The organism is Saccharospirillum alexandrii (genome assembly GCF_043641555.1).
GTDB lineage: Bacteria > Pseudomonadota > Gammaproteobacteria > Pseudomonadales > Natronospirillaceae > Saccharospirillum > Saccharospirillum alexandrii_A.
The window spans coordinates 522,462-545,255 of record NZ_JBHZRJ010000002.1 but is presented as its reverse complement, the minus strand read 5'-3'; the positions used below and the strand labels follow the sequence as shown (position 1 = coordinate 545,255).

General features: G+C 56.8%; 18 protein-coding genes. 14 read left to right on the top strand and 4 right to left on the bottom strand.

The window, feature by feature from the left end; genetic code table 11:
• Positions 1 to 71: 71 nt before the first annotated feature.
• Positions 72 to 1,049, bottom strand: a complete 978-nt coding sequence (locus ACHUE7_RS08375) for an ABC transporter substrate-binding protein (RefSeq protein WP_394169566.1) — start codon at positions 1,047 to 1,049, stop codon at positions 72 to 74.
• A 262-nt stretch (positions 1,050 to 1,311) separates the two neighbouring features.
• On the opposite strand from ACHUE7_RS08375, the gene ACHUE7_RS08370 reads away from it, so the two are divergent.
• The 3 genes from ACHUE7_RS08370 to ACHUE7_RS08360 are packed head-to-tail and all read left to right on the top strand — an operon-like array spanning position 1,312 to position 4,441.
• The gene (locus ACHUE7_RS08370; protein WP_394169565.1) at positions 1,312 to 2,403 is read left to right on the top strand and encodes an enoyl-CoA hydratase/isomerase family protein; all 1,092 of its coding nucleotides are present in this window, start codon (positions 1,312 to 1,314) and stop codon (positions 2,401 to 2,403) included.
• Positions 2,404 to 2,436: 33 nt separating this feature from the next.
• Positions 2,437 to 3,207, top strand: a complete 771-nt coding sequence (locus ACHUE7_RS08365; RefSeq protein ID WP_394169564.1) for an SDR family oxidoreductase — start codon at positions 2,437 to 2,439, stop codon at positions 3,205 to 3,207.
• Positions 3,208 to 3,262: 55 nt separating this feature from the next.
• Entirely contained in the window at positions 3,263 to 4,441 is a 1,179-nt protein-coding gene (locus ACHUE7_RS08360) for a thiolase family protein (RefSeq protein ID WP_394169563.1), read from the top strand.
• 67 nt (positions 4,442 to 4,508) lie between these two features.
• On the opposite strand, the gene ACHUE7_RS08355 is transcribed toward ACHUE7_RS08360, so the two are convergent.
• Together ACHUE7_RS08355 and ACHUE7_RS08350 are read right to left on the bottom strand one after the other, a co-directional pair.
• Positions 4,509 to 5,054, bottom strand: coding sequence for a hypothetical protein (locus ACHUE7_RS08355; RefSeq protein WP_394169562.1), 546 nt, complete (start codon positions 5,052 to 5,054; stop codon positions 4,509 to 4,511).
• Between the two features lie 84 nt (positions 5,055 to 5,138).
• On the bottom strand, positions 5,139 to 6,044 hold the full coding sequence (locus ACHUE7_RS08350) for a LysR substrate-binding domain-containing protein (protein ID WP_394169561.1): 906 nt from the start codon (positions 6,042 to 6,044) through the stop codon (positions 5,139 to 5,141).
• A gap of 105 nt (positions 6,045 to 6,149) precedes the next feature.
• On the opposite strand from ACHUE7_RS08350, the gene ACHUE7_RS08345 reads away from it, so the two are divergent.
• Positions 6,150 to 6,926, top strand: coding sequence for a ferredoxin--NADP reductase (locus ACHUE7_RS08345; protein ID WP_213678125.1), 777 nt, complete (start codon positions 6,150 to 6,152; stop codon positions 6,924 to 6,926).
• Positions 6,927 to 7,121: 195 nt separating this feature from the next.
• Here the strand turns inward: ACHUE7_RS08345 and ACHUE7_RS08340 are convergent, their stop codons facing one another.
• Entirely contained in the window at positions 7,122 to 9,143 is a 2,022-nt protein-coding gene (locus ACHUE7_RS08340) for a methyl-accepting chemotaxis protein (RefSeq protein ID WP_394169559.1), read from the bottom strand.
• 206 nt (positions 9,144 to 9,349) lie between these two features.
• Here ACHUE7_RS08340 and ACHUE7_RS08335 point away from each other — a divergent pair, with 206 nt between their 5' ends.
• From ACHUE7_RS08335 to ACHUE7_RS08290, 10 genes are all read left to right on the top strand, one after another.
• Positions 9,350 to 9,946 carry a TetR/AcrR family transcriptional regulator gene (locus tag ACHUE7_RS08335; RefSeq protein ID WP_394169558.1) on the top strand — a complete coding sequence of 199 codons (597 nt, stop codon included), beginning with the start codon at positions 9,350 to 9,352 and terminating at the stop codon, positions 9,944 to 9,946.
• A gap of 2 nt (positions 9,947 to 9,948) precedes the next feature.
• Complete coding sequence (locus tag ACHUE7_RS08330; protein ID WP_394169557.1) at positions 9,949 to 11,466, top strand: class I adenylate-forming enzyme family protein; 1,518 nt, start codon at positions 9,949 to 9,951, stop codon at positions 11,464 to 11,466.
• A gap of 63 nt (positions 11,467 to 11,529) precedes the next feature.
• A complete protein-coding gene (locus tag ACHUE7_RS08325; RefSeq protein ID WP_394169556.1) occupies positions 11,530 to 12,720 on the top strand; it encodes a substrate-binding domain-containing protein in 1,191 nt (396 codons plus the stop codon).
• A gap of 75 nt (positions 12,721 to 12,795) precedes the next feature.
• The gene (locus tag ACHUE7_RS08320; RefSeq protein WP_394169555.1) at positions 12,796 to 13,584 is read left to right on the top strand and encodes an ABC transporter ATP-binding protein; all 789 of its coding nucleotides are present in this window, start codon (positions 12,796 to 12,798) and stop codon (positions 13,582 to 13,584) included.
• A complete protein-coding gene (locus ACHUE7_RS08315; RefSeq protein ID WP_394169554.1) occupies positions 13,581 to 14,333 on the top strand; it encodes an ABC transporter ATP-binding protein in 753 nt (250 codons plus the stop codon). The genes ACHUE7_RS08320 and ACHUE7_RS08315 overlap by 4 nt, the downstream gene beginning before the upstream one ends.
• Positions 14,330 to 15,385, top strand: coding sequence for a branched-chain amino acid ABC transporter permease (locus ACHUE7_RS08310; RefSeq protein ID WP_394169553.1), 1,056 nt, complete (start codon positions 14,330 to 14,332; stop codon positions 15,383 to 15,385). Before ACHUE7_RS08315 ends, ACHUE7_RS08310 begins: the two co-directional genes overlap by 4 nt.
• A gap of 1 nt (position 15,386) precedes the next feature.
• Positions 15,387 to 16,466, top strand: a complete 1,080-nt coding sequence (locus ACHUE7_RS08305; RefSeq protein WP_394169552.1) for a branched-chain amino acid ABC transporter permease — start codon at positions 15,387 to 15,389, stop codon at positions 16,464 to 16,466.
• Positions 16,463 to 17,314: an alpha/beta fold hydrolase gene (locus tag ACHUE7_RS08300; protein ID WP_394169551.1), complete on the top strand. Its 852-nt coding sequence runs from the start codon at positions 16,463 to 16,465 to the stop codon at positions 17,312 to 17,314. Before ACHUE7_RS08305 ends, ACHUE7_RS08300 begins: the two co-directional genes overlap by 4 nt.
• A gap of 134 nt (positions 17,315 to 17,448) precedes the next feature.
• The gene (locus tag ACHUE7_RS08295; RefSeq protein ID WP_394169550.1) at positions 17,449 to 19,080 is read left to right on the top strand and encodes a long-chain fatty acid--CoA ligase; all 1,632 of its coding nucleotides are present in this window, start codon (positions 17,449 to 17,451) and stop codon (positions 19,078 to 19,080) included.
• 240 nt (positions 19,081 to 19,320) lie between these two features.
• Positions 19,321 to 22,773, top strand: a complete 3,453-nt coding sequence (locus ACHUE7_RS08290; RefSeq protein WP_394169549.1) for a hybrid sensor histidine kinase/response regulator — start codon at positions 19,321 to 19,323, stop codon at positions 22,771 to 22,773.
• Positions 22,774 to 22,794 lie beyond the last annotated feature (21 nt).

The following is a 22,794-nucleotide window of genomic DNA, read 5'->3' as shown; positions in this document are numbered from 1 at the left end:
TTATGCGTCCTTTGGTTACGGCGGGCAGGGAAGTGAGCGGCTGTTGTACACAGCCGCCCGGTGGTGGGCGATTAACGGGCCGCTTTTACTTTTTCAGCCACCTCGGCCGGTATCCACTGCGTCCAGAGTGATTCGTAGTTGGCCAGGAAGTACTCGGCAACCTGGTCGGGCTCGGCGCCCTGTTCATCGGCCCAGGCCAGCAAGCTGTTCACTTCATTGGTTGGGATGTTGATGTCAGCAAAGAAGGCAGCAATTTCGGGAGCGTCTTCCTGCAGAGCGGTCGGAATGGTTTTTTGAATGCTGGCCTTTGGAAACGCGCTGGCGACGGGCGCTTCGCATTCAGGGTCCATGTTGCAGCGGAAGCCTTCAGGATCGTAGGCGGGCATGTCGAGTTCGACCATATCGTATTTGCCCAGCACCGCTGTTGGCGACCAGTAGTAGGTTACAAACGGTCGCTGACGAGCGTAGGAAGAGGCGATGGCCGCGTCCAGGGCAGCACCACTGCCCGGTGAAAACATGATGTAATCGTCTTCCAGACCAAAGGCTTTCAAAAGGTTGTTGTTGATGGCACCGCAGACCCAGCCTTCCGGGCAGTTGTAGATTCGACCCATGCCCGGTTCTTCGCGGTCTTCGAACAGTTCTTTGTAGTCTGGCAGATCATAAACCGACGTGAGGCCTGGGTTTTCATTAGCGACATAACGGGGAATCCACCAGCTTTCCACGCCGCCGGAATACACATCGCCCAGCGATACAACGTCACCGGCTTCATTGGCGTTGACCCATTCCTGTGGTGCAGAATCGATCCACAATTCGTTGTACAGGTCGACGTCGCCACGCACAAGGGCGGCAATCATCGGCACCGTGTCGCCAGATTCAACAACAACGCCGCACCCGTAACCGTCTTCAAGTATGGCTTTCTCGATTTCGACCATCATCAGGTTCGACATCCAGCTCATGCCCGCCAGACGCACATTCCGGTCCAGTTCACAGGCCTGAGCCGTTCCAATCAGGCTAACGATCGCAAGCCCCAACCAGGTGAGGTATTTCATGGGTGATTCCTTTTTCAGTGTTATTGGATGAACGCTGTGTTGCCACCAGGCAGGCCACAGTGCCGTAATCTGCACACAGTATTGACCAGTCAAATCTGTTTTTCCAACCCGGAGGACGGCTATCAGTGACCGCTGATAACAAATTACGCGCAATCGCGGGGTTTGGACGCCCTTGAATTGCAGAGTCCGGTTTGATGCTTGAGAAGCGCGTCGTACCAATGCAGGATGGCACCTCCAGTGCCCGCATTGCTAAGGTAGCCCCATGACTGAGACCCCCGTTTCACCGTTGCAGACCGAACAGGAAGGTGCTTTGCGAGTGATCAGCCTGCACCGTCCCCAAGCCCTGAATGCCCTGGATCTGAGCTTGATTGAGGCACTGGATGCAGCACTGACCGATGCCTTTGCCGACGAAACCGTTAGCACTATTTGGTTGCAGAGCACCCAGGCCCGGGCATTTTGCGCCGGCGGCGATGTGAAAGCCCTGTATCAGGCGTCAGTCAATCAGCCCGCCGACGTTCAGCGGGCTGAAGCCGTCCGCTATTTTGCGGCGGAGTATCAACTGGACGCGAAAATTGAACACAGCCCCAAACCCATAGTGATCTGGGGGCGCGGCCTGGTGATGGGCGGTGGCTGGGGCCTGTTTGCCGGAGGCGATTTGAAACTGGTGGATGCCGAAGCTCGCTTTGCCATGCCGGAATTGCAAATTGGCCTGTTTCCCGATGTTGGTGCGGCTCACTTTCTGCAGAAGCCAGACTGGCGTGCGGGTACTCTAATTGGCTGCTCCGGTATTCACTTGACGGCGTGTGACGTGGTCGCACTTGGCTACGCCGACCTCTGTGTCGATGAGTCGAGGGCCGTTGACTTGAAGCACTGGCTGGCCAGTGGCAACACGCTGGCCGAACTGCCAACCGATGACGCAGAAGACGAAACAGTTCGCCAAAGCCGGGAGGGCTGGCAGGCCGCGCTGGATACCTTGCCCGAGCCCAGCCTCAGTGACTGGATGGCGCAGGTGTCACGTTCAGAGTTTGAACCCTTTAAGCAGGCTGCACGACAATGGCAGAGCGGCTCGGCGCTGAGTGTGGCACTGACCTGGCACCATTTTCGGCGTTTACGGGGTGCCAGCCGGGTTGAGGTGCTGAATCAGGATTTGATGGTGGGTGCCCATGCGGTGGCAGAGCGAGAATTTCTTGAAGGGGTGCGCGCCTTGTTAGTCGACAAAGACAAATCACCGGCCTGGCTTTACCCCAGTGTGATTTCTGTGCCCATTAACCTGATCGACCGGTTTTACCGGCCAATTTCAGGTGCGCCGGTGATTTCAGCCGATCCGATCCGGACATCGGATAAAAAACAATAACCCTTTTCCAGTAACCAAACACAGGACCAAACGATGACGACACCTCAAACTCTGGCCGGTAAACACATTGCCATAACGGGCGGCGGGCGCGGCCTTGGATTGCAAATGGCTAAATCACTGGTCGAGGAGGGTGCCCGGGTGGCACTGATCGACATCGACCCGGCACTGGTTGAGCAGGCAGCCGCACAGTTGAGGGACCAGGGTTATGCCGCCCGGGGCTATACCTGTAACGTCGCCGATGAAGCCTCGGTGCAGGCGGTGTTTGCGCAACTCAAACAAGACGAGCCCCAGCTTGACGGGCTGGTTAACAACGCCGGTATCCTGCGCGATGGCTTGCTGGTCAAAATGAAAGACGGTGACATTCAGACGATGAGCCTGACTCAGTGGCAGTCGGTGATCGACGTTAACCTGACCGGTGTCTTTTTATGTGGACGCGAAGCCGCCGCCTGGATGGTGGCTGACGAGACGCCGGGGGTTATTATCAACATCAGTTCCATTTCACAGGCTGGGAATAGAGGGCAAACCAATTACAGTGCGGCCAAGGCGGGTGTGTCCGCCATGACCGTCACCTGGGCGCAAGAACTGGCCCGTTATGGCATTCGCGTGGCTGGCATCGCCCCAGGCTTTATTGAAACCGAAATGACCGGCAGCATGAAACCGGAGGCACTGGAGCGTGTCAAGCAGTCTGTACCCCTGAACCGGGTAGGGCAGCCGGACAATATCGCCCGGGCAGTCACATTTATTCTGACGAACGATTACTATTCGGGACGAATTCTGGAAGTGGACGGCGGGTTGCGCATTTAACGGATCCACTGTCTTTGCCCAGTAATGAATAGTGCGTCACAAGAGGATTCCAGTAATGACCACAGAGATCGTAATTGTCGCCGCCAAACGCACCCCTATGGGCGGCTTCCAGGGCGCGCTGAGTGGCCTCTCGGCCACCGAGTTAGGCGCAGCCGTGATTGCCGCCAATCTGAGCGACAGCGGTGTAACACCGGATCAGGTGCAGGAATTGCTGATGGGCTGCGTGCTGCCCGCTGGCCTCGGCCAGGCGCCAGCGCGCCAGGCCGCACTTGGCGGCGGTTTGCCGGAATCAGTACCGGCAACCACGGTCAACAAGGTCTGTGGCTCCGGCATGAAAACCGTGATGATGGCCGCCGACCAGATTCGCACCGGCCAGATCGATATCGCCATTGCCGGCGGTATGGAATCGATGACCAATGCGCCTTATTTAATGGACAAGGCACGCTCCGGCTACCGCATGGGCCACCAGAAGGTCTACGACCATATGTTTCTCGATGGCCTGGAAGACGCCTACGACGGCAACGCCATGGGCGTGCACGCCCAGACAACGGCCAACGAATTCAAGATCAGCCGTGAAGCCATGGATGAGTTTGCGCTTCGCAGCTTAAGTCGCGCCCAGACCGCGATTGAACAGGGCTACTTTACCGCCGAAATCGTTCCGGTAACGGTCAGCTCGCGTAAGGGCGATACCCTGGTAGAACATGATGAACAACCCGGCCAGGCCCGCCCCGATAAAATCCCGCAGCTGCGTCCTGCCTTCGCCAAAGATGGCACCATAACCGCGGCCAATTCAAGCTCGATCAGCGATGGCGCCGCGGCGCTGACACTGATGAGCCGCAACAAGGCTGAAGAGCTGGGCCTTAAGCCACTGGCTGTCATTCGCAGCTACGCCAGCCATGCCCAGGCGCCCAGCACCTTTACCTGCGCGCCCATTGGAGCAATGAACAAGGCGTTGGAACAGGCTGGCTGGAAAGCAGAAGACATCGAAGTGGCCGAAATCAACGAAGCCTTCGCCATGGTTACCATGCTGGGCATGCAGGAAGTCGGTTTAAGCCCGGAGATCACCAACGTCACCGGGGGTGCCTGTGCGCTGGGTCATCCACTGGGTTGCTCTGGCGCTCGCATACTGGTGACTTTGCTGCACAACATGATCCGGCTCGATCGGAAGAAGGGCATGGCTGCGTTGTGCATTGGTGGTGGCGAAGGCACAGCCATGTGTCTGGAACGGGTTTGATGCGTTAATCAGTAAAGTATGACCCGGCGCTGTTGTGCTTGGCGCTGGGTCTGGTCAACGGTCGTTATCATTCACCGATTTCGATTATCCAGCTTCCTGATTCATCTTGCTCTGCCAACTGAGCCAGAGCACGATCCCGGGTGGCCTGAGTCAACCCCAACACCTGATTACTCGTAGAATTTCCACGACCGTCTGCCTGGAACCTTTTATAGACCCATAATTGCTGGTTTAGGACGGAAATAGTGTCTTCATGGATGGTAAACGGGAAATGAACCCTTCTCGGGTTGGGCTTGTACTGATGCCTTACATTAGCTGATTGTTTGGCATAAGTGGTTTTTTCACCCAGGTAATATTCGCCCGCTGGTAAGGGGCCAAAGCTACGTACATGGACGCCATTAGCAGGGTTCATTACGAAACTATCGACTTCCTCATTGGTTTCCCGATCAAACACTTTAAAGGAATAAGCGTAGTAAAATGGCGACTTGGTTTCATCGATAACCTCCATCGGAAACGCCAAATAGCCGCCCTCCGTGTCTTCCGGGACTGGAAAGTTGTGAGCACAACCGGTGAGCAGGAGTAGGGCGAACCAGGTAAAAGGGCGAGTCCAACGCATGAGGTTTCCTTTTTAAAATGAGTGATTGCCGGACTGAAACAGAGTGTCCAACCTCGCTAGTTTTGTCAAAAAACTGTCAATTGTCTACCCGAAATCCTGATTTGTCCTTGTTGAGTCGGGCAAACAGAGGGCCAACCAGCGTTGAATTCCCGGGCTCCGGTATTTCTGGCGGTGCAGCACAAAGTAGAAGTCACGGTGAAAATCGCGGTGAGGAATATCGAGGGGCACAAGCGTGCCTCTCTTAAAAGCATCCCGCAGTGAAACCAGCGATAAACAACTGATTCCCAGCCCGGCTTCAACGGCGCGTTTAATCGCTTCGGTGTGTTCCAACTCCAGCTCTATGGTCAGATCAGACCAAATGCCGTGCATGCCACGCTCAAACGTTTGTCGGGTACCTGAACCGGACTCGCGAACAATCCAGTTTGCCTCCAGCAGGTGCTGGTCGTTCAGGGTTTGAACGCGGGCGAGAGGATGATCCGGCGCGCAAAACGCGATCAATGTATCGCTGCGCCAGCGCTGGATATCCAGATCGGGGTGGTTGATTTCGCCCTCGATCATGCCCAGATCAAGTTCAAAGTTCAGTACCTGGTCGACAATGGTCTGGGTATTGGCGACTTTCAGCTGTACCCGCGCGGAGGACTGGCGAGCCTTGAACTGCGCCATTAACCCGACGGCGAGGTAGTTGCCGATGGTCAGTGTTGCCCCGACCTTGAGTAAGCCCAGATCCTGATGATGGGCCAGTGCCTGGTCCATCTCCAGCGCCTGGGCAAGCAAGGCTTCCGCTCTTGGCCAGAGCTGTCTGCCGAGCTCATTCAGCTTCAGGCGTTTACCCGCCCGTTCAAACAGCCGGACTGAATACAGTGACTCCAGTTCTTTGAGAGAACCCGAGGCCGCCGATTGTGACATGTTCAAACTGGTGGCCGCACGGCTGATGTTTTCGTAATGGGCCGTGGCCAGAAAGACCTGTAATTGACGCAACGTAAATTTCATAGTGAAAAAACCGATAACGCTTATTGATAATAGGCATTTTGCCGATAAGGCTGGTCTCGGTATAGTAGTGTTATATAACTTATTATTCTTTTTTTAGAGGTTTATATGTCTAATTTGAATATAGAGACGGTCACCAGCGTTCAGCACTGGAACGACACCTTGTTCAGCTTCAAGACCAGCCGTGATCCGGGTTTTCGCTTCAAGAACGGTTACTTCACCATGATCGGCCTGGAACAGGACACCGGCCGTCCGCTGCTGCGTGCCTATTCCATTGCCAGCGCCAACTATGAAGAAGAACTCGAGTTCTTCAGCATCAAGGTACCCGACGGCCCGCTGACCTCCCAGTTGCAGAACATTAAACCCGGCGACCAGATCTACGTAGGCCGCAAGCCGACCGGTACACTCGTAACCGACCACCTGCTGCCCGGGAAAAACCTCTGGTTGCTGTCGACCGGGACCGGCCTGGCGCCGTTCTTAAGCATCATCAAAGACCCGGAAATCTACGAACAGTTCGATCGGGTCATTCTCACTCATGGTGTGCGCCATGTGTCAGAGCTGGCCTATCGCGACATGATCGAACAGGAGCTGCACGAGCACGAATACTTCGGTGAAGTCATTCAGGAAAAACTGCTCTATTACCCAACGGTCACCCGCGAACCCTTCCGCAACCAGGGTCGTCTTACAGACCTGATGAAAAGCGGAAAGTTGTTTTCAGATCTGGGCCTGCCAGCACCGAACAAGGAAGATGACCGCTTCATGCTCTGCGGCAGCCCGGCCATGCTGAAAGACACCACTGCCATTCTGGACGAGATGGGCTTCAACGAAACCCGTGCAGGACACATTGGCGAGTATGTAATTGAGCGGGCTTTTGTAGAGAAGTAATTTATTGCTGTCAGTATGTCTGGAACAACCACATGCTGAGTGCTGGCTGCCGGGTCTACCTCTCCGGGGAAGTCCGCAACATGGATGTTGCGGCCTCGGCCCCATGGATGGATTGAGTGGGCGGCATCTCGCCCGACCCCGGACAAGCCTACCCGGTGGCAAGCACGAATTCCCGCCACTGGTTACAACCCAACCTCAGTCGTATTTGAAGCGGCTTACTGATGTTTTCTGTTGCTGGACTAACGTGTTCAGTTGTTCGAAGTTGGATACGTTGCGGCGCGCGTTGGAATAGATCGCGTCGGATAATTCCGCAATTTCCTGAATGGTTTCCGAAACGGACTCTGCCGCCTTTTGTTGCTCGGATGTGCCTTCCGCGATCATCCGGCTCATGTCGGTGATGCTGCCCAAACTGTCCAAAATAGTTTGAATGGACTTGTCGGTATTGTCGGCCTGGGTAACCAGCGATTCTGCCTTGTCGCGATTGGTGCCCATGCGGTCTACAGCCTGATTGGCCCGCTGTTGTAGCCGGTCGATCATCTGGTAAATTTCTTCGGTAGACTGCTGGGTTTTGCTGGCAAGGCTGCGCACTTCGTCAGCCACAACCGCAAAACCCCGACCCTGCTCACCAGCACGGGCTGCCTCAATGGCTGCATTCAGCGCCAGCAAATTGGTTTGTTCGGCGATGTTCTGGATGACCTCCAGAATTTTACCGATGTTGCTGGATTCCTGCTGCAGTTCCGAAACGACATCGCTGGTTGAGTGAATCTCTTCCAGCAGGCTACTGATCACCTCGCGGCTGGCATTCATATTCGCCTGGCCTTCCGAGGCCGACTCATTGACCGCTTCCACCTGCACCAGCGTGTCGTTGGCATTGTCTGAAATGTGACTGGCTGCCGCCGTCATTTCAGTAACGGCCGTGGCGATGGACGCCGACTGATCTTTCTGGCGCAGGAGCTTGGTCGAACTGGAGCGAGTGGTTTCGGTCACCTGATTTGTCACAGAATCGACCTCTCCGGATGCTCTGGTTATGTCGCGGATGACCACCTGGGTTTGCTCCACCAGCTCATTGATGCCGGCCGATATTTGCCCGAACTCATCCTGAGAGGTGATCTTCAGCTTCTGAGTCAGATCACCGGTGGCGACCGCGTGCAGCGCTTCAGTAATGCGCTTAAGCGGCGTCCGAATGCTGCGAATCAACGATGTCATGACCACCAGTGCAACCAGAATGGATGCACCCAATACCGCCCAGACGGTCAGCGCGGCCTGATGGTTGGCCGACGTTACTTCGCTTGCCAACGCCACACGCCGGTTGGACAAGTCGACCGATAAAGCGGTCAGGGCGTCAACGCTGCGGTTGATACTGTCGGCCAACTGACCCAGCTGTTCGGTGCTGAGCTCACTGGCAGCGAGTGAGGCTTTATACAGGGGCAGGGTGCCTGATTCGCCCGATACCGCCGTTCTTAGCAGGTCCATGTAAGTCGACAGGTAGCGAAACAGAATCTCATTGTTGCTTTCCAGTCGCTCCATACGAGTATCGGCGCGTTCAATTTCCCGTTGCAGGCTTGCCTGCACGTTATCGACCTGCTCGGCGGTTGAGAGCCCGGTGATCCCACCCACACCCGAACGGATCAAAGCAATGCGGTCGAGCACATAGGTGGCATCACCGCCGACCTGGCGAGAAATCGAGTCGGTTTCCATTGCCAGGTTCTCCAATACCCGGTCAACGATTTTCATGTCGTTGGGAAAGGTCAGCCAGCGCGAATTCTGGGTTTGAAATTCCGACAGGAACGCCGCTCTGCTGTCGAGGACAGAGCGCCGGGTACTCAGATGTTCCGCCGCCAGGGCCATCGCTTCATTGACGATGCCGTAGGCGGCCGACAACTGTTCCTGTAGCACGGGTGCACCTCTCAGTCGTTCGCTCAATTGCTGGTAAAGGCGATCAACTTCAACCAGTGCCGCTTCAAAATCGGCCTCAAAGCGGGCCAGCGCTTCTTCCGACTCGACAGCCGCATGCTGCGACACCGCCTTGTTGGCGTTCTGGATGCTAATGACAAGTTCGTAGGCGTTCTCGACCTGAGGCACCACTTCATCGGTTGTAATGCGGAACAAACTGGCGATTGATGCCTGGTTGGTCAACGCGGTAAGGGATATGCCAATGATGAGCAGGAGCATCAGGCCAAAGCCCAGTGCCGTTTTCATGACAACCGTGATTTTCATAGATCAAGCTCCATTGGCGAGATTTTATTATGTCTTAATTATCGGCAGTTTAGCCGATTCTTGAAGGGCAGGTTATAGAGTGAGCCCAGTGTCTGTGAGAAATCCCCCAGCGCCACCCTCCACCAAAAGTAGGAGGCCGGGGGCTTGCCTGAGGTTTGGTCAGCGCGTACATTAAACCTGAATCACCTCTCAGGTTTGATCGCATAATGACAGAGCCCAGCTTAACACCCAAAACGGCCCGCGGCGCCCGCACTCAGGAGCGCATTCTCAGAGCGGCCGAAGCCGAGTTCGGTGAGCGGGGATACCACGATGGCTCCATTGTGGGCATTACCCAGCGGGCCGGTATTGGGCAGGGCACCTTCTACCTGTATTTCAAGAGCAAGGAGGATGTGCTGCGGTCGCTGGTGTTGTACACCAGTCGCCAGTTGCGGCGGTATCTTTCCGAACAGGTCATTGACACGAAAGACCGGCTCGAAGCCGAACGAATTGGTTTTCGGGCCTTCCTGGATTACATCGCCGATCACCCGAATCTGTACCGTATCGTTCAGGAAAGCCAGTTTGTTGATGCGGCGGCCCATCGAGCTTACTACGACGCCTTTGCCGAGGGCTACATGGCTGCCTTGCGCCAGGCCGGGGTCCAGCATTCGATTCGTGACGGTGATTATGAAGTCTGGTCCTGGTCGATTATGGGCATCATGCATTTTGTTGGGCAGCGTTACGTATTATGGAACGGTGACAAGCCTCGCCAGGAGGTTGTCGACGCCGTTATGGATCTGATGATCAACGGCATGAAGGCGTCGTGACCATGTCGCTGTCGACGGAACAGTGGTCCCGGCAGTTTGGCCAGCGCCCAGCGCTGGTCAGTGTTGACACGGGCATTGCCTGGAGTTTTCAGCAGTTGCATCAGCAGGTGTTGAACTGGGCGGCCTGGCTTTCGCAACAGGGTGTGCAGCGTGGCGATCGTGTGCTCTGGCTGGCGCGCAATCGCATGGATTTCTTTGTCGCTTTGCTGGCCTGTCATCGCCAGGGTTGGGTGCTGGTGCCGATAAACTGGCGCGAAACCATCGACGTCTTGCATCAGCAAAACCAGTTGATCGGGCCCCGGCTGGTGTTGTTTGAAACAGAATTTGAATCGGTTGCCATCAGCTTGCAGCGTGAAGCTAATTCGAGTCGAATTAATTTGGACTCGATGCCCGTGCCGCCACTGGAAACGGTACCCACCGCGAGCGAGACCGGGGCTGATGACCCCTGGTATTTGTTGTTTACCAGTGGCACCACGGGCATTCCCAAAGCGGTTATCTACACCCCGGCTATGGCAATGGCCAACGCTGGCAATGTGCAAGCAGCATTGATGTTAACGCCGACGGAGGTGACCGCGTCTGTCTTGCCGCAGTATCACACGGCGGGCATCAACCTATTTGCCTTACCGCAACTGATGCAGGGTGGGGCAGTGCGTATTTACAGCCGGTTTGACCCAGAAGCCTTTATCGCTGACCTGATTGAGCAGCGGTTGTCGGTATTGCTGCTGGTGCCCACCCAGCTTCGTCGGCTGACTGAGACGCAGGGGTTTGTGGAATCGGTCTCACTGGGCAACTGTACCCGGGTTTTGGCCAGTGGCGGGGCTCCGATTGACCCGCAAATACTGGGTGCCTGGGCAGAAAAAGGCGTGGCGGTGCGTAATGGTTGCGGCATGACAGAATCTGGCCCAACCCTGTTTTTTCAGACGGACGCTGAGGCGCGAGAAGCGCCGGGGTCTGTTGGAAAGCCGATGCCCTTAACCGAGGTTCGACTGGTCGGTCCGCATGGCGATGCCGTAGCTGATGGCCAGACCGGCGAAGTCTGGGTGCGGGGAGCGGCGGTAACACCGGGGTACTGGCGCAATGAGCTGGCCAACCAGGCGGCGTTCTCTAATGGCTGGTACCGCAGTGGCGACCTGGCTCTGCACGATTCGCAGTCAGGCCAGTACCGCATGGTTGACCGCGTGACCGATATGTATATATGCGGCGGCGAAAATGTCTATCCGGCTGATGTCGAACAAACGTTGCAGCAACACCGGGGCGTGCAGGAGGTTGCCGTGGCCGGGGAATACGACCCGACCTGGGGAGAGACCGGGGTCGCCTTTGTTGTGCTGAAGCCGGGCGACCGGACGACAGAGAAGGAGTTGCAACATTACGCCGGCCAGCGCCTGGCACCCTACAAAGTGCCGCATCGCTGGGTGTTTCTTGAATCCTTGCCGCAGACACCCACTGGCAAGGTTCGCCGTGCACGAATTAGATCCTGGTTACGTTCACCGGTGCCAATGACTAGTCCGTCATGGCCTTGAAGATACACATAAGAACGTTTGTAACAACGTCAATAACAACATAGAAAACGACAGGAGATACCCATGAAATCACTGACACTCGCCCGCTGGGCGCTCGCTGCAGTACCCATGCTACTGGGCGCCACTGCACTGGCCGAACCGATTAAAATTGCACACGTCTATGGTAAAACCGGGCCGCTTGAAGCCTACGCCAAGCAGAGCCACGATGGCCTGATGCTGGGGCTGGAATATGCGACCGATGGCACCTTCGAAATTGATGGCCGGTCCATCGAAGTGATTGAAAAGGATACCCAGCTGGATCCGGCCAATGGCCGTTCGTTGCTCGAAGAAGCCTATGCCGATGACAATGTGGACCTGGCGATTGGTCCGGTATCGTCCGGTGTGGCCCTGGCCATGCTGCCCGTTGCGCAGGAATACGAAAAAATACTGATTGTGGAACCGGCCGTTGCAGATTCGATCACCGGTGAGAACGGCAACCGCTACATTTTCAGAACCGGCCGCAATTCCTCGCAGGACGCCGTCGCCAACGCCGTGGCCATTGGCCGCCCGGGCGTAAAAATAGCCACCCTGGCACAGGATTATGCGTTTGGGCGAGATGGCATTGCCGCGTTTCGCAATGCGCTTGCCGGAACCGGGGCAGAGATCGTGCATGAGGAATATGTGCCGACCGATACCACGGATTTCACCGCAGCCGGTCAGCGCATTTTCGATGCTCTGCAAGACGCTGACGGCGACCGCATCCTGTTTTTCTACTGGGCTGGTGGCGGCAACCCCATGGGTAAGTTGCAGGCAATGAACCCCGAACGCCATGACATTCAGTTCGCAACAGGCGGAAATATTCTCTCGGCTCTGGTGGGCTACAAACCCTTTGTCGGTATGGAAGGGGCCACCTACTACTACTATGAAAACCCGAACAACGACATTAACAAATGGCTGGTAGAACAGCATCTGGAACGTTTTGGTACGCCGCCGGATTTCTTTACCGCCGGTGGCATGGCGGCAGGTATCGCGGCTGTTGAAGCGATTCGTCGCGCGGAATCCACCGATACCGAAGCGCTGATCAGCACCATGGAAGGCATGCGTTTTGATACGCCCAAAGGCGAAATGATGTTCCGCGCCGAGGACCACCAGGCCATGCAATCGATGTATCACTTCCGGATTCGTGTTGAAGATGATGTTGAATGGGCCATTCCCGAACTCGTTCGGGAAATCACCATGGATGAAATGGACATTCCGCTCGGTCGTAACAACTGAGCCTCCTTTCCGAATGACGCGGTGGTGGTTCAACTCGCCGCGTCTTTAGTCAAGTCCAATCAGGGTTACAGTTTTATGTCGTCTCATCACTCGGTTCCCGTGCTGGAGACTGTCGGGTTGTCTGTGCAATTTGGCGGTCACCAGGCGGTTCAGGACGTCAGTTGCCGGTTTGCGCGTGACACCGTAACGGCCATAGTCGGCCCCAACGGTGCGGGCAAAACAACCTACTTCAATCTTATTTCCGGTCAATTGCCGCAGACGGCCGGCGATGTTCTGCTCGGTGGTCAGTCGGTGCGTGGCTGGTCGGCGTCAAAGCGTGCCCGGGCCGGTCTTGGCCGGGCGTTCCAGCTGACCCAGTTGTTTCCCCGGCTGAGCGTAGCCGACAACCTTCGTCTGGTGGTACAGGCGCGTCATGGTCATGGTTTCCGGTTCTGGCAACCGGCCAGCCGCTTGTCGCAGGTGGACGCCGATGTTGAACAACTGTTGCTGCGCATCGATCTGGCCGACCGCGCACAGATACCGGCAGGGCAGTTGTCGCATGGCGGCCAGCGCCGGCTGGAGGTCGGCATCATGCTGGCACTGGACCCGGCCGTGATGATGTTCGATGAGCCCACTGCCGGCATGAGTGCTGATGAAGCACCAGTGGTACTGGAACTGATTCAGTCGATTCGCCGGGAAGGCGGTAAAACCATTCTGCTGGTTGAGCACAAAATGGACGTAATCCGCTCGCTGGCTGATCGCATCGTGGTACTGAACCACGGCTGTTTGATCGCCGACGGGGAACCCTCCGAGGTAATGGCCATGGCCAGTGTGCGCCAGGCCTACCTGGGTGAAAGCGTGACGACGGAGGACGCCGCATCATGATGACTGACATATACGACGGTACTCAGGGTGCGCCCATGCTTAGGCTGAACGAGGTGCATACCGAGGTCGATGGCTATCACATTCTGGAAGGTGTTTCGTTTTCGGTACCTCGCCATCAGGTGACCATGTTGCTGGGTCGCAACGGTGTCGGTAAAACCTCGACGCTGAGAACCATCATGGGGCTGTGGCAGGCGAGCCGTGGCTCAATTGAACTGAACGGAACCGGTATTGAAAACCTGAGCACCATGAACATTGCGCGCAAGGGTCTGCATTACGTGCCTGAGAACATGGGCATCTTCGCCAGCCTGAGCGTTGGTGAGAATCTGCGCATCGCCTGTCGCAGTCAGCCGCTCGAAGGGGAACGACTGGATTGGATTCTGCAATTGTTTCCGGCGCTACACACTTTCTGGCACTGGCCGGCCGGGCATCTGTCGGGCGGGCAAAAACAAATGCTCGCCATTGCCCGGGCGGTGATTGAACCCTGCGACCTGTTGCTGGTCGACGAACCGAGCAAAGGGTTGGCGCCCGCCATTATCCAAAATCTGATCCGGGCATTTGAAGCCCTGAAGTCAGAGCAAACCACCATATTGATGGTCGAGCAAAATCTGCACATGGCGCAGCGGCTGGGCGATCATCTGGTGGTGATGGAAGACGGGCGTACCCTGCATGAGGGCAGCATGGCTGATTTTGCGGCCGATTCAAAACGCCAGACCGAATGGCTGGGTCTATCCATGGAGGCCAGCGTATGACTGCCTATCGTTCGAGTGACACACCCGAAGCAGCGCCAACCGGGCCGCTCAAACCCAGAACCCACTGGCGCCAGCGTCGCGATGTACAGGCCGCCGCTCTGGTACCGCTGGTGGCGCTGGTGGCCGCGGTGTTAATTGGCGACTTGAATGCCTGGCTAACGTTGACGCTGGCCGGGCTGGCCATGGGCATGATGCTGTTCATCATGACCTCGGGCTTTACTCTGGTATTCGGTCTGATGGACGTACTGAACTTTGGCCATGGCGCGTTTATTTCGCTGGGCGCTTTCTGTGGTTTCAGTGTGATGCTCAGTATGGATGGCTGGCGGTTGTCTGAATCACTCTGGTTGAACCTCGGCGCCTTTGGCGCGGCGGCGATCGTTGCGATGTCAGCCGCGGCGCTGATGTCCTGGCTGTTTGAACGCATTCTGGTGCGACGCGTCTATGGTGACCATTTGATGCAGATCCTGATCACCATGGGCGGCCTGATTGTCGCTGAGCAACTGATCTATGTGTTCTGGGGCGGGCATGACATCCCCATGTTGAAACCGCCGGCGTTTCAGGGCGGTGTGCAGTGGGGCGGTCTGGTCTTTGAAAAGTACCGGTTGCTGGCCGTTGTGCTGGGCGGGTTACTGTTCATCGGACTGCTGCTGATATTCAAGAAAACCCGTCTGGGCCTGTTGATTCGCGCCGGTGTTGAGAACCGGGAAATGGTTGAAAGTTTTGGCTACAACGTACGTCGCTTGTTTGTGTTGGTGTTTATGGCCGGCTCTGCGCTGGCGGCGCTCGGCGGCATCATGTGGGGTGTGTACGACGAGGTGATCACGCCCCATCTGGGTCAGAGCCTGATGATCACGGTGTTTATCGTCGCCATTATCGGTGGTTTGGGGTCGATAGAAGGCTGTTTTATTGCGGCCTTAATGGTTGGATTGTTGAGTAACTACATCGGCTTCCTGGCACCCAAACTGGCGCTGGTGTCGACCATCGGCCTGATGGTGGTGGTATTGCTGTGGCGGCCCCAGGGGCTGGTGCCCGTCTCTGAAGGAGGGAAATAAGATGTTTCAGGCTCTGCGGGATACGCTGCCATCCAATCGCTGGATTCGCGGTTTACTGCTCATTATCGTCGTCGGCATTGTACTGACACCCTGGCTGTTTGAAGGCACGCGAGCGCTGGATACCGCCGCCCGACTGAGTATTTTCATCGTGCTGGCAGCGTCATACGACTTGCTGCTTGGATACACTGGCGTGGTCAGTTTTGCCCATGCATTGTTCTTTGGTATTGGCGCCTATTCGGTGGCCATTGCCTTTGACCAGTTTGCACCCGGATTCGGCGTACTGGCTATCGCCATCGTGGCCGGTCTGTCGGTATCACTTATCGTCGCCTTTGTGATGGGACTGGTGTCCCTGCGGGTAAAAACCATTTTCTACGCGATGATCACCCTGGCGGTGGCCAGTGCCGCGACGGTACTGGTGTCTCAGTTCTACCATCTTACCGGGGGTGAGGACGGGCTGACCTATCGGTTGCCCCGGATTCTGACACCCGCATTCAGGCCCTTCGATGAACCGCTGTTTGGCGTGCGCCTGACGGGGAAACTGTTTAATTTCTACACCGTCGTATTTGTCGCCATTCTGCTGTTTCTGGTGATGGTGCGCATCGTCGCCTCACCTTTCGGGCGGGTGCTCAAGGCACTGCGCGAGAATGATTTCCGGGCTGAAGCCATCGGCTACAACACCCTGGTTTACCGCACTACCGCCACCTTGCTGAGTGCGGCTTTCGCCACCCTGGCCGGTGTGTTGATGGCCATCTGGCTGCGATACACCGGGCCGGATTCAGTGCTGTCGCTCGATATCATGATCGATGTGCTGCTGATGGTGGTGATCGGCGGAATGGGAACTCTGTATGGCGCCATTATCGGCGCAACTGTGTTGTTACTGGCGCAGATGTACCTGCAGACGCTGATGGGCTCGACACAGGAAGCCCTGGGTAGCTGGCCCATACTGGCCAACCTGTTTGATCCCAACCGCTGGTTGTTGTGGCTGGGTCTGTTGTTTATCGCAAGTGTTTATTTCTTCCCGCAGGGCATCGTTGGCCGGTTCAGTCGTGCCCGGGCAGCGGAAGCGGAGGTTCGGCCATGATGGAGCGGGATCTGGTGATGGTACACAACCGCGAATTGCACGTTCGGGTCTGGAATCGGGGCGCGGCCAGTACCGTGATGTGCTGGCACGGGCTCGCCCGAAACGGGGCTGACTTTGAACCGCTGGGCGAGGCGCTGGCTGCCCAGGGCTTTCAGGTTCTGGCCCCGGATACGCCGGGCCGGGGGTTGTCTCAGTGGGCTGAGGATCCAGCGCGTGAATACCAGCTGCCGGTTTATGCGGACCAGGCACTGGCGCTGCTTGATCATTATCGGGTCGATCGATTGCAGTGGGTGGGCACCAGTATGGGGGGGTTATTGGGCATCGTGCTGGCCAGCAACGCACTTGCCGGTCGCCTGGACCGGCTGGTGTTGAACGACATTGGACCGGAATTGCCTACAGCGGCGCTGCGGCGGATCGTCGACTACGTTCGCAACCCAGAATGCTATTCCAGCCTGTCCGCGTTTGAGCAACGCATCCGCGAGCTGTATGCGCCCTTTGGTCCGCGAGACGATCAGAGCTGGCACCAGATGGCCGTGGACGGCAGTCGCCGTCTACCAGACGGTCGTTTCGCGCCACACTACGACCCGGACATCATTGGTGCCTTCGATGAGTCGGCACCGCCGCTGGATTTATGGTCCGCATTTTCGTCTATCCAGTGCCCCATTCTGGTTGTCCAGGGAGGAGAGTCGGATGTACTGACCGATAATATTGTGGCGCGAATGCAAAGCCGGGCTTCCTCGCTAAAGGTTGTTCAAATAGCGGGGTGTGGCCATGCGCCGGGCTTACATCTGAACGAACATCTGGTACCACTGTTGAGCTTTCTGAATAAAACTGCGCTGCAGGAATAGAACGCCTCCTACTATTCACCGATAGGTCTGATCGGTCCTGCTCATTACACTGGTTGCAATTCATTTACTGGTTAAAAGCCTCGCCCGACCGGGCAGGTTCGAAACCCGATATTGCTGTCAACAGGAGACCTGGGATGGCTGGCAACATGATGATTCACCCGCTGAACACCAGCGATATATTGCGCAATGCAGCACAGCGCTATCCGGAGCAAAGTATCGTTTCGGCGATGTCGGATGGGAGCCGGCACCGTTACCAGTACCGGGATGCGCTTAAGCGTTCAGCCCAGGTTGCCCATTTGCTGGCCCGTTCCGGTATTCAAAGTGGCGACCGGGTGGCCACGCTGGCCGTAAACCATTACCGCCACCTGGAACTGTATTTCGGTATTTCCGGCATGGGCGCGGTCGTGCACACCCTTAATGCGCGGTTATTCAGTGAACAGCTGCAATACATCATCAACCACGCAGAGGATCGCTGGATCTTTTTTGATCCGGAATTCCTGCCTTTGCTGGAAGAGGTCGCCGACCAGATTCGTGGCGTAGAGCGGTTTGTCGTACTGTGCGATGAAGACAAGATGCCCCAATCCGGGGTGTTGACCCTCGATAACTACGAGCATTTGCTGGCTCAGTTGCCTACCGACTTTCACTGGCCGCGCCTGCCTTCAGACGCACCCTGCGGCCTGTGCTACACCAGTGGCACCACCGGAAACCCCAAGGGCGTGATGTACGAGCAGGGGTCGACGGTGTTGCATGCGATGATGAGCGGTTCCAGTCAATATCTTGATTTCTCGGAACGCTCAGTCGCGATGCCGGTGGTTCCCATGTACCACGTCTGCGCCTGGGGCGTCCCGTTTTCAGCACCCTTGTATGGGGCCAGGCTGGTATTGCCGGGCGGCAATCTCGATGGTGAAAGCCTGCAGGCGTTGATAGAGGAAGAGTCGGTCAATCAGGCCTTTGCGGTACCCACGGTCTGGTTGAACCTGCACAACTACCTGCAACAAAGTGGCAAGAAGATCGATTCACTTGAGGTGATCGGCGTGGGCGGGGCGGCTTCACCGCTGAGCCTGGTCGAGATTTACGACAAGCTGTATAACGTCTACTGGATGGGCATCTGGGGCATGACCGAGACCAGTCCGCTGGCGACTGCTGCCAACCGAACACCGCAGATGGACGCCATGTCAGACGAGCAGCGCTATGAACTGCAAAGCTCAGCGGGCCGGCCGATGCTGGGCGTCGAAATCGAGATATTCGATGAAGCCGGCCGACCCTTGCCACACGACGGTCGTACCCGTGGTAACCTGCGCTGCCGTGGTCCCTGGGTGCTGGCTCAATATTTCAAGGGCGAGGGCAAAGACAAGTTCATCGACGGCTGGTTCGATACCGGTGATGTGGCCGTCATCAACTCCCAGGGCTATTTACGTGTGGTGGATCGCAGCAAGGATGTGATCAAATCCGGCGGTGAGTGGATCAGCTCGGTGGAGCTGGAAAATGCAGCATTACATGACGACGCCATTAACGAGGCTTGCGTGATTGGCGCCGTCCATCCGAAATGGGATGAACGCCCGCTAATGCTGGTGACCATTCGGGCGGGTAAAACTCTTGATGAGGCTCGTCTGCGTAAGATTCTGGCCGAACGTGTCGCCAAATGGTGGCTGCCAGATGCCATCATCCAGGTCGACAGTCTGCCGCATACCGGCACCGGCAAACTGCGCAAGGTAGACATTCGCGACGACTACCGGGATTATCTGCTGGAGCGAGACAAAGCCTGAGCGCGGGTTGACCTTGAGGCTGCACGTCGTGCTGGCCACCGGGTTGCTCTGTCTGGGGCCGGGCGGGGTGCCGCCCACTCAACCCGTCCATGGGGCCTGGACCGCAGCATCCTTGCTGCGGACCTCCCCAGACAGAGCAACCCGGCAGCCGTCACTAGCCAGGTGGCGCAAGTCAGAATTAATCCCAATCAGTCTCGATTCCTAGGCTTAGTTATTGACTGACAAAGGACCCATCCCCGGATGTCACCGACGTTTTTCATCCTCATTTCGCTGCTCTACGTCATCCTGTTGTTCGTCATCGCGCTCTATGGTGACCGGCATCCGGTCGCCCGTCGCTGGCAACCCTGGGTATACAGCCTGTCACTGGCGGTGTATTGCACCAGTTGGACTTTCTACGGTGCTACGCGGCAATTCGCTGAGTATGGCTGGGCCTTTGCACCGTCGCATGTCGGGGCCATTCTGCTGTTTCTGGTGGGATACGCCTTTCTGCTGAAAGTGGTGCAGGTCGCCAAGCGCGAGAACGTGACCACCATCGCCGATTTTATTGCCAGCCGTTTTGGTCACAGCCGGGCGGTGGCGGTGTTTGTTGCGCTGATTTCCCTCATCGGTATCGTGCCGTACGTGGCATTGCAGTTAAAAGCCATCTCGGTGAGTTTCAGTGTGGTTGCGCCGTCGGTGACGGCAGGCGAGTTCTGGTACAACGACTCGGCGCTATACGTGTCGCTGATTCTTGGTCTGTTTACTCTGTTGTTTGGTACCCGCCATCTCGATACCTCTGAGCACCACCCGGGCATGATGCTGGCCATTGCGTTTGAATCGGTGGTCAAGCTGTTTGCCTTTCTGGTGCTGGGGTACTGGGCGGTTTATGCCGTGGGCGGTGGTTTTGCCGAGGTGGTTAAAACGGCCGTAAACACCCCTGAGATCTGGTCGATCATGACCGATTTCAGCAGTCCATATATTTACACGACCCAGGTGATGCTGGGCGTGGTAGCCATTATTGCCTTGCCCCGGCAGTTTCACGTGGCCGTGGTTGAGTACCGTGATCAGCGCGACCTGCGCATGGCGCGCTGGATTTTCCCGCTCTATCTGGTGCTGATTAACCTCTTTGTGTTGCCTATGGTGCTGGTGGGCTACGAGTACTTTTCGACCAACCCCGAGCAACTGGAATACATGACGCTGATTCTGCCAATGATGATGGGGCGGGATGATCTGGTGGTGCTGGCCTTTATCGGCGGTTTGTCGGCAGCGACGTCGATGGTGATTGTGGCCAACATTGCGCTCAGTACCATGCTCTCGAACGAAATTCTCCTGCCCGGGTTGATTCGACTTGGCTGGTGGTCTGCCGATGCGCCCAATCTTGGCCGCCGGGTCGTCTGGTTGCGTCGTTTGGGCATCATGCTCATCGTGCTTGCCGCCTTTTTCTATTACCGGCTGATCGTTGCCTTTGAAGGGTTGGTGGCGATTGGTCTGGTCTCCTTTGTTGCGGTAGCCCAGTTTGCACCGGCGTTATTTCTGGGCCTGTACTGGACAGCGATGAACCGTAAAGGCGTGCTCTGGGGGCTGGGGCTTGGGTCGGCGGTCTGGTTCTATACCTTGTTGATTCCGTTGCTGATTCGCGCTGGTTTGATGCCCGATACCCTGATGAACGGCCTGTTTGGCCTGAGCTTTCTGCGGCCTCAGGCATTGATGGGTGTTGAGGGGCTCGACCCCATCGTGCACGGCACCGCCTGGAGCCTGGCGTTGAACGTTCTTGGGTTGCTGCTCGGCTCTGCCTTTGGACGGGAAACCCTGAAAGACCGGATGCAGGCCTCGCTGTTCGTGCACGCCAACCGGTCCGATTCGGGCTTACTGCAAAACGCCAGTCGAACTGTGTCGATTGGTGATCTGCACCTGTTGCTGGGGCGCTTTATTGGCGCCGATAAACTGAACCGGTTGTTCTCGCGCTACACCAATCCGCTCAATGGTCGTTTGCTGACCGATCATACCGCCGATGACGATTTGTTGTACCAGGCCGAACGTTCGCTGTCATCGGTATTGGGTGCACCCGCTACCCGGTTGTTGTTTGAACGCTTCGACCAACCCATGACCGGGCAGTGGCGCCATTTGTCGACCATGGTCGATGAAGCCTCCCAGGTGCTTAAGTTCAACCGTGATTTGCTCAACTCGGCGTTGCAGTCGATCAGCCAGGGCATCAGCATTGTCGATCGTGATTTGAACATCGTTGCCTGGAACCAGGAGTATCAGCGTATGTTTCGCTACCCGGAGGGCATGCTGCAGGCAGGGCAACCAGTAGAGGCGCTGCTTCGGCACAACGCTATGAAAGGCGAACTGGGCGACGGGGACCCTGGTGACTTGGTAGAGCGCCGTCTGGGCCACCTTAAGGCAGGATCGTCCTATCGGATCGAGCGCAAGCGGCCAGATGGGAGTTACCTGGAAATTCAGGGAAACCCGATGCCAGACGGGGGTTACATCACGGTGTATTCGGACATTACCGACCGCCGCCGTATTGAAGATCAACTGCGCCGCAGCAACGATATGCTGGAAGAAAAAGTCTCTGAACGTACCGAGGCACTGCAGCTGACCAACACCGAACTTGAAAAAGCCAACACCAATAAAACCCGGTTCCTGGCCGCCGCCGGGCACGATCTGGTGCAGCCGCTGAATTCAGCAGCCCTGTTTGCCGCGAGCCTGCAAGCCAAGCTGCGACGCCTGGATCAGACGCCGGAACTGCTCGGCCTGGCCGAGCAGATCGAGCGTTCTCTTCACTCGGCCGACAACTTGCTGGGCGAATTGCTGGAAATTTCCAAGCTGGATTCACACATCATTCATCCGAACCCGGAAACCATTTCGCTGGCCAGCGTGCTGGCCTCGCTTCACGAGGAGTTTGACGTGCTGGCGCGAGACCGGGGCATTCATCTGACCTTTGTCAGAACCACGCTTTGGGTATATAGCGACGCCCGGCTGTTGCGGCGCATGCTGCAAAATCTGCTCAGCAACGCCTTGCGCTACAGCCAGCGTGGCCGCGTAACGTTGGGCGTTAGGCGGTACGGAGTCCACTGTCGCATTGAGGTTTGGGACACCGGGCCGGGCCTGACAGAGAAGCAACAATCGGAGGTGTTCGAGGAGTTTCATCGCCTGCCAGATACCCAGAGTGAAGAGCGCGGCCTGGGGTTGGGCCTGGCCATCGTTCGGCGTTTGTCGGTGCTACTCGAACACACGGTCAGGGTGCGCAGTGAGCTGGGGCGGGGCAGTATGTTCGGCATTGAATTGCCGCTGGCTTCTGCCGGCATAGCGACGGGTAAATTAGCAGTGCCGGCGGCTGGTTCCCACCAGGGGTATCACATTCTCTGTGTCGATAATGAAGTGCAGATTGTAGAAGGCATGAACAGTCTGCTGGCCGAGTGGGGGTTCAGTGTTTCGGTGGCCAGCCAGCCGGAACAGGCCTGGGACATGGCCCGCGAACAGAAACCGGACCTGATCGTGATGGATTACCATCTGGACCAGACCCTAACCGGGTTAAGCGTGCTGGAAGCCTGGCACAATCAGGGTCTGGCCGACGTGCCGGTAATCATGATCACCGCGGATTACACGGAAGAGGTGCGCCAGGCGATCGAGAAGCGGGGCTATCGATTACTGAAAAAGCCGGTGCGGCCGCTGCAATTGCGGGCTTTACTGGCGTCTTTGTTGCGGTAGTTAATTCAAGTTTCGGAATTC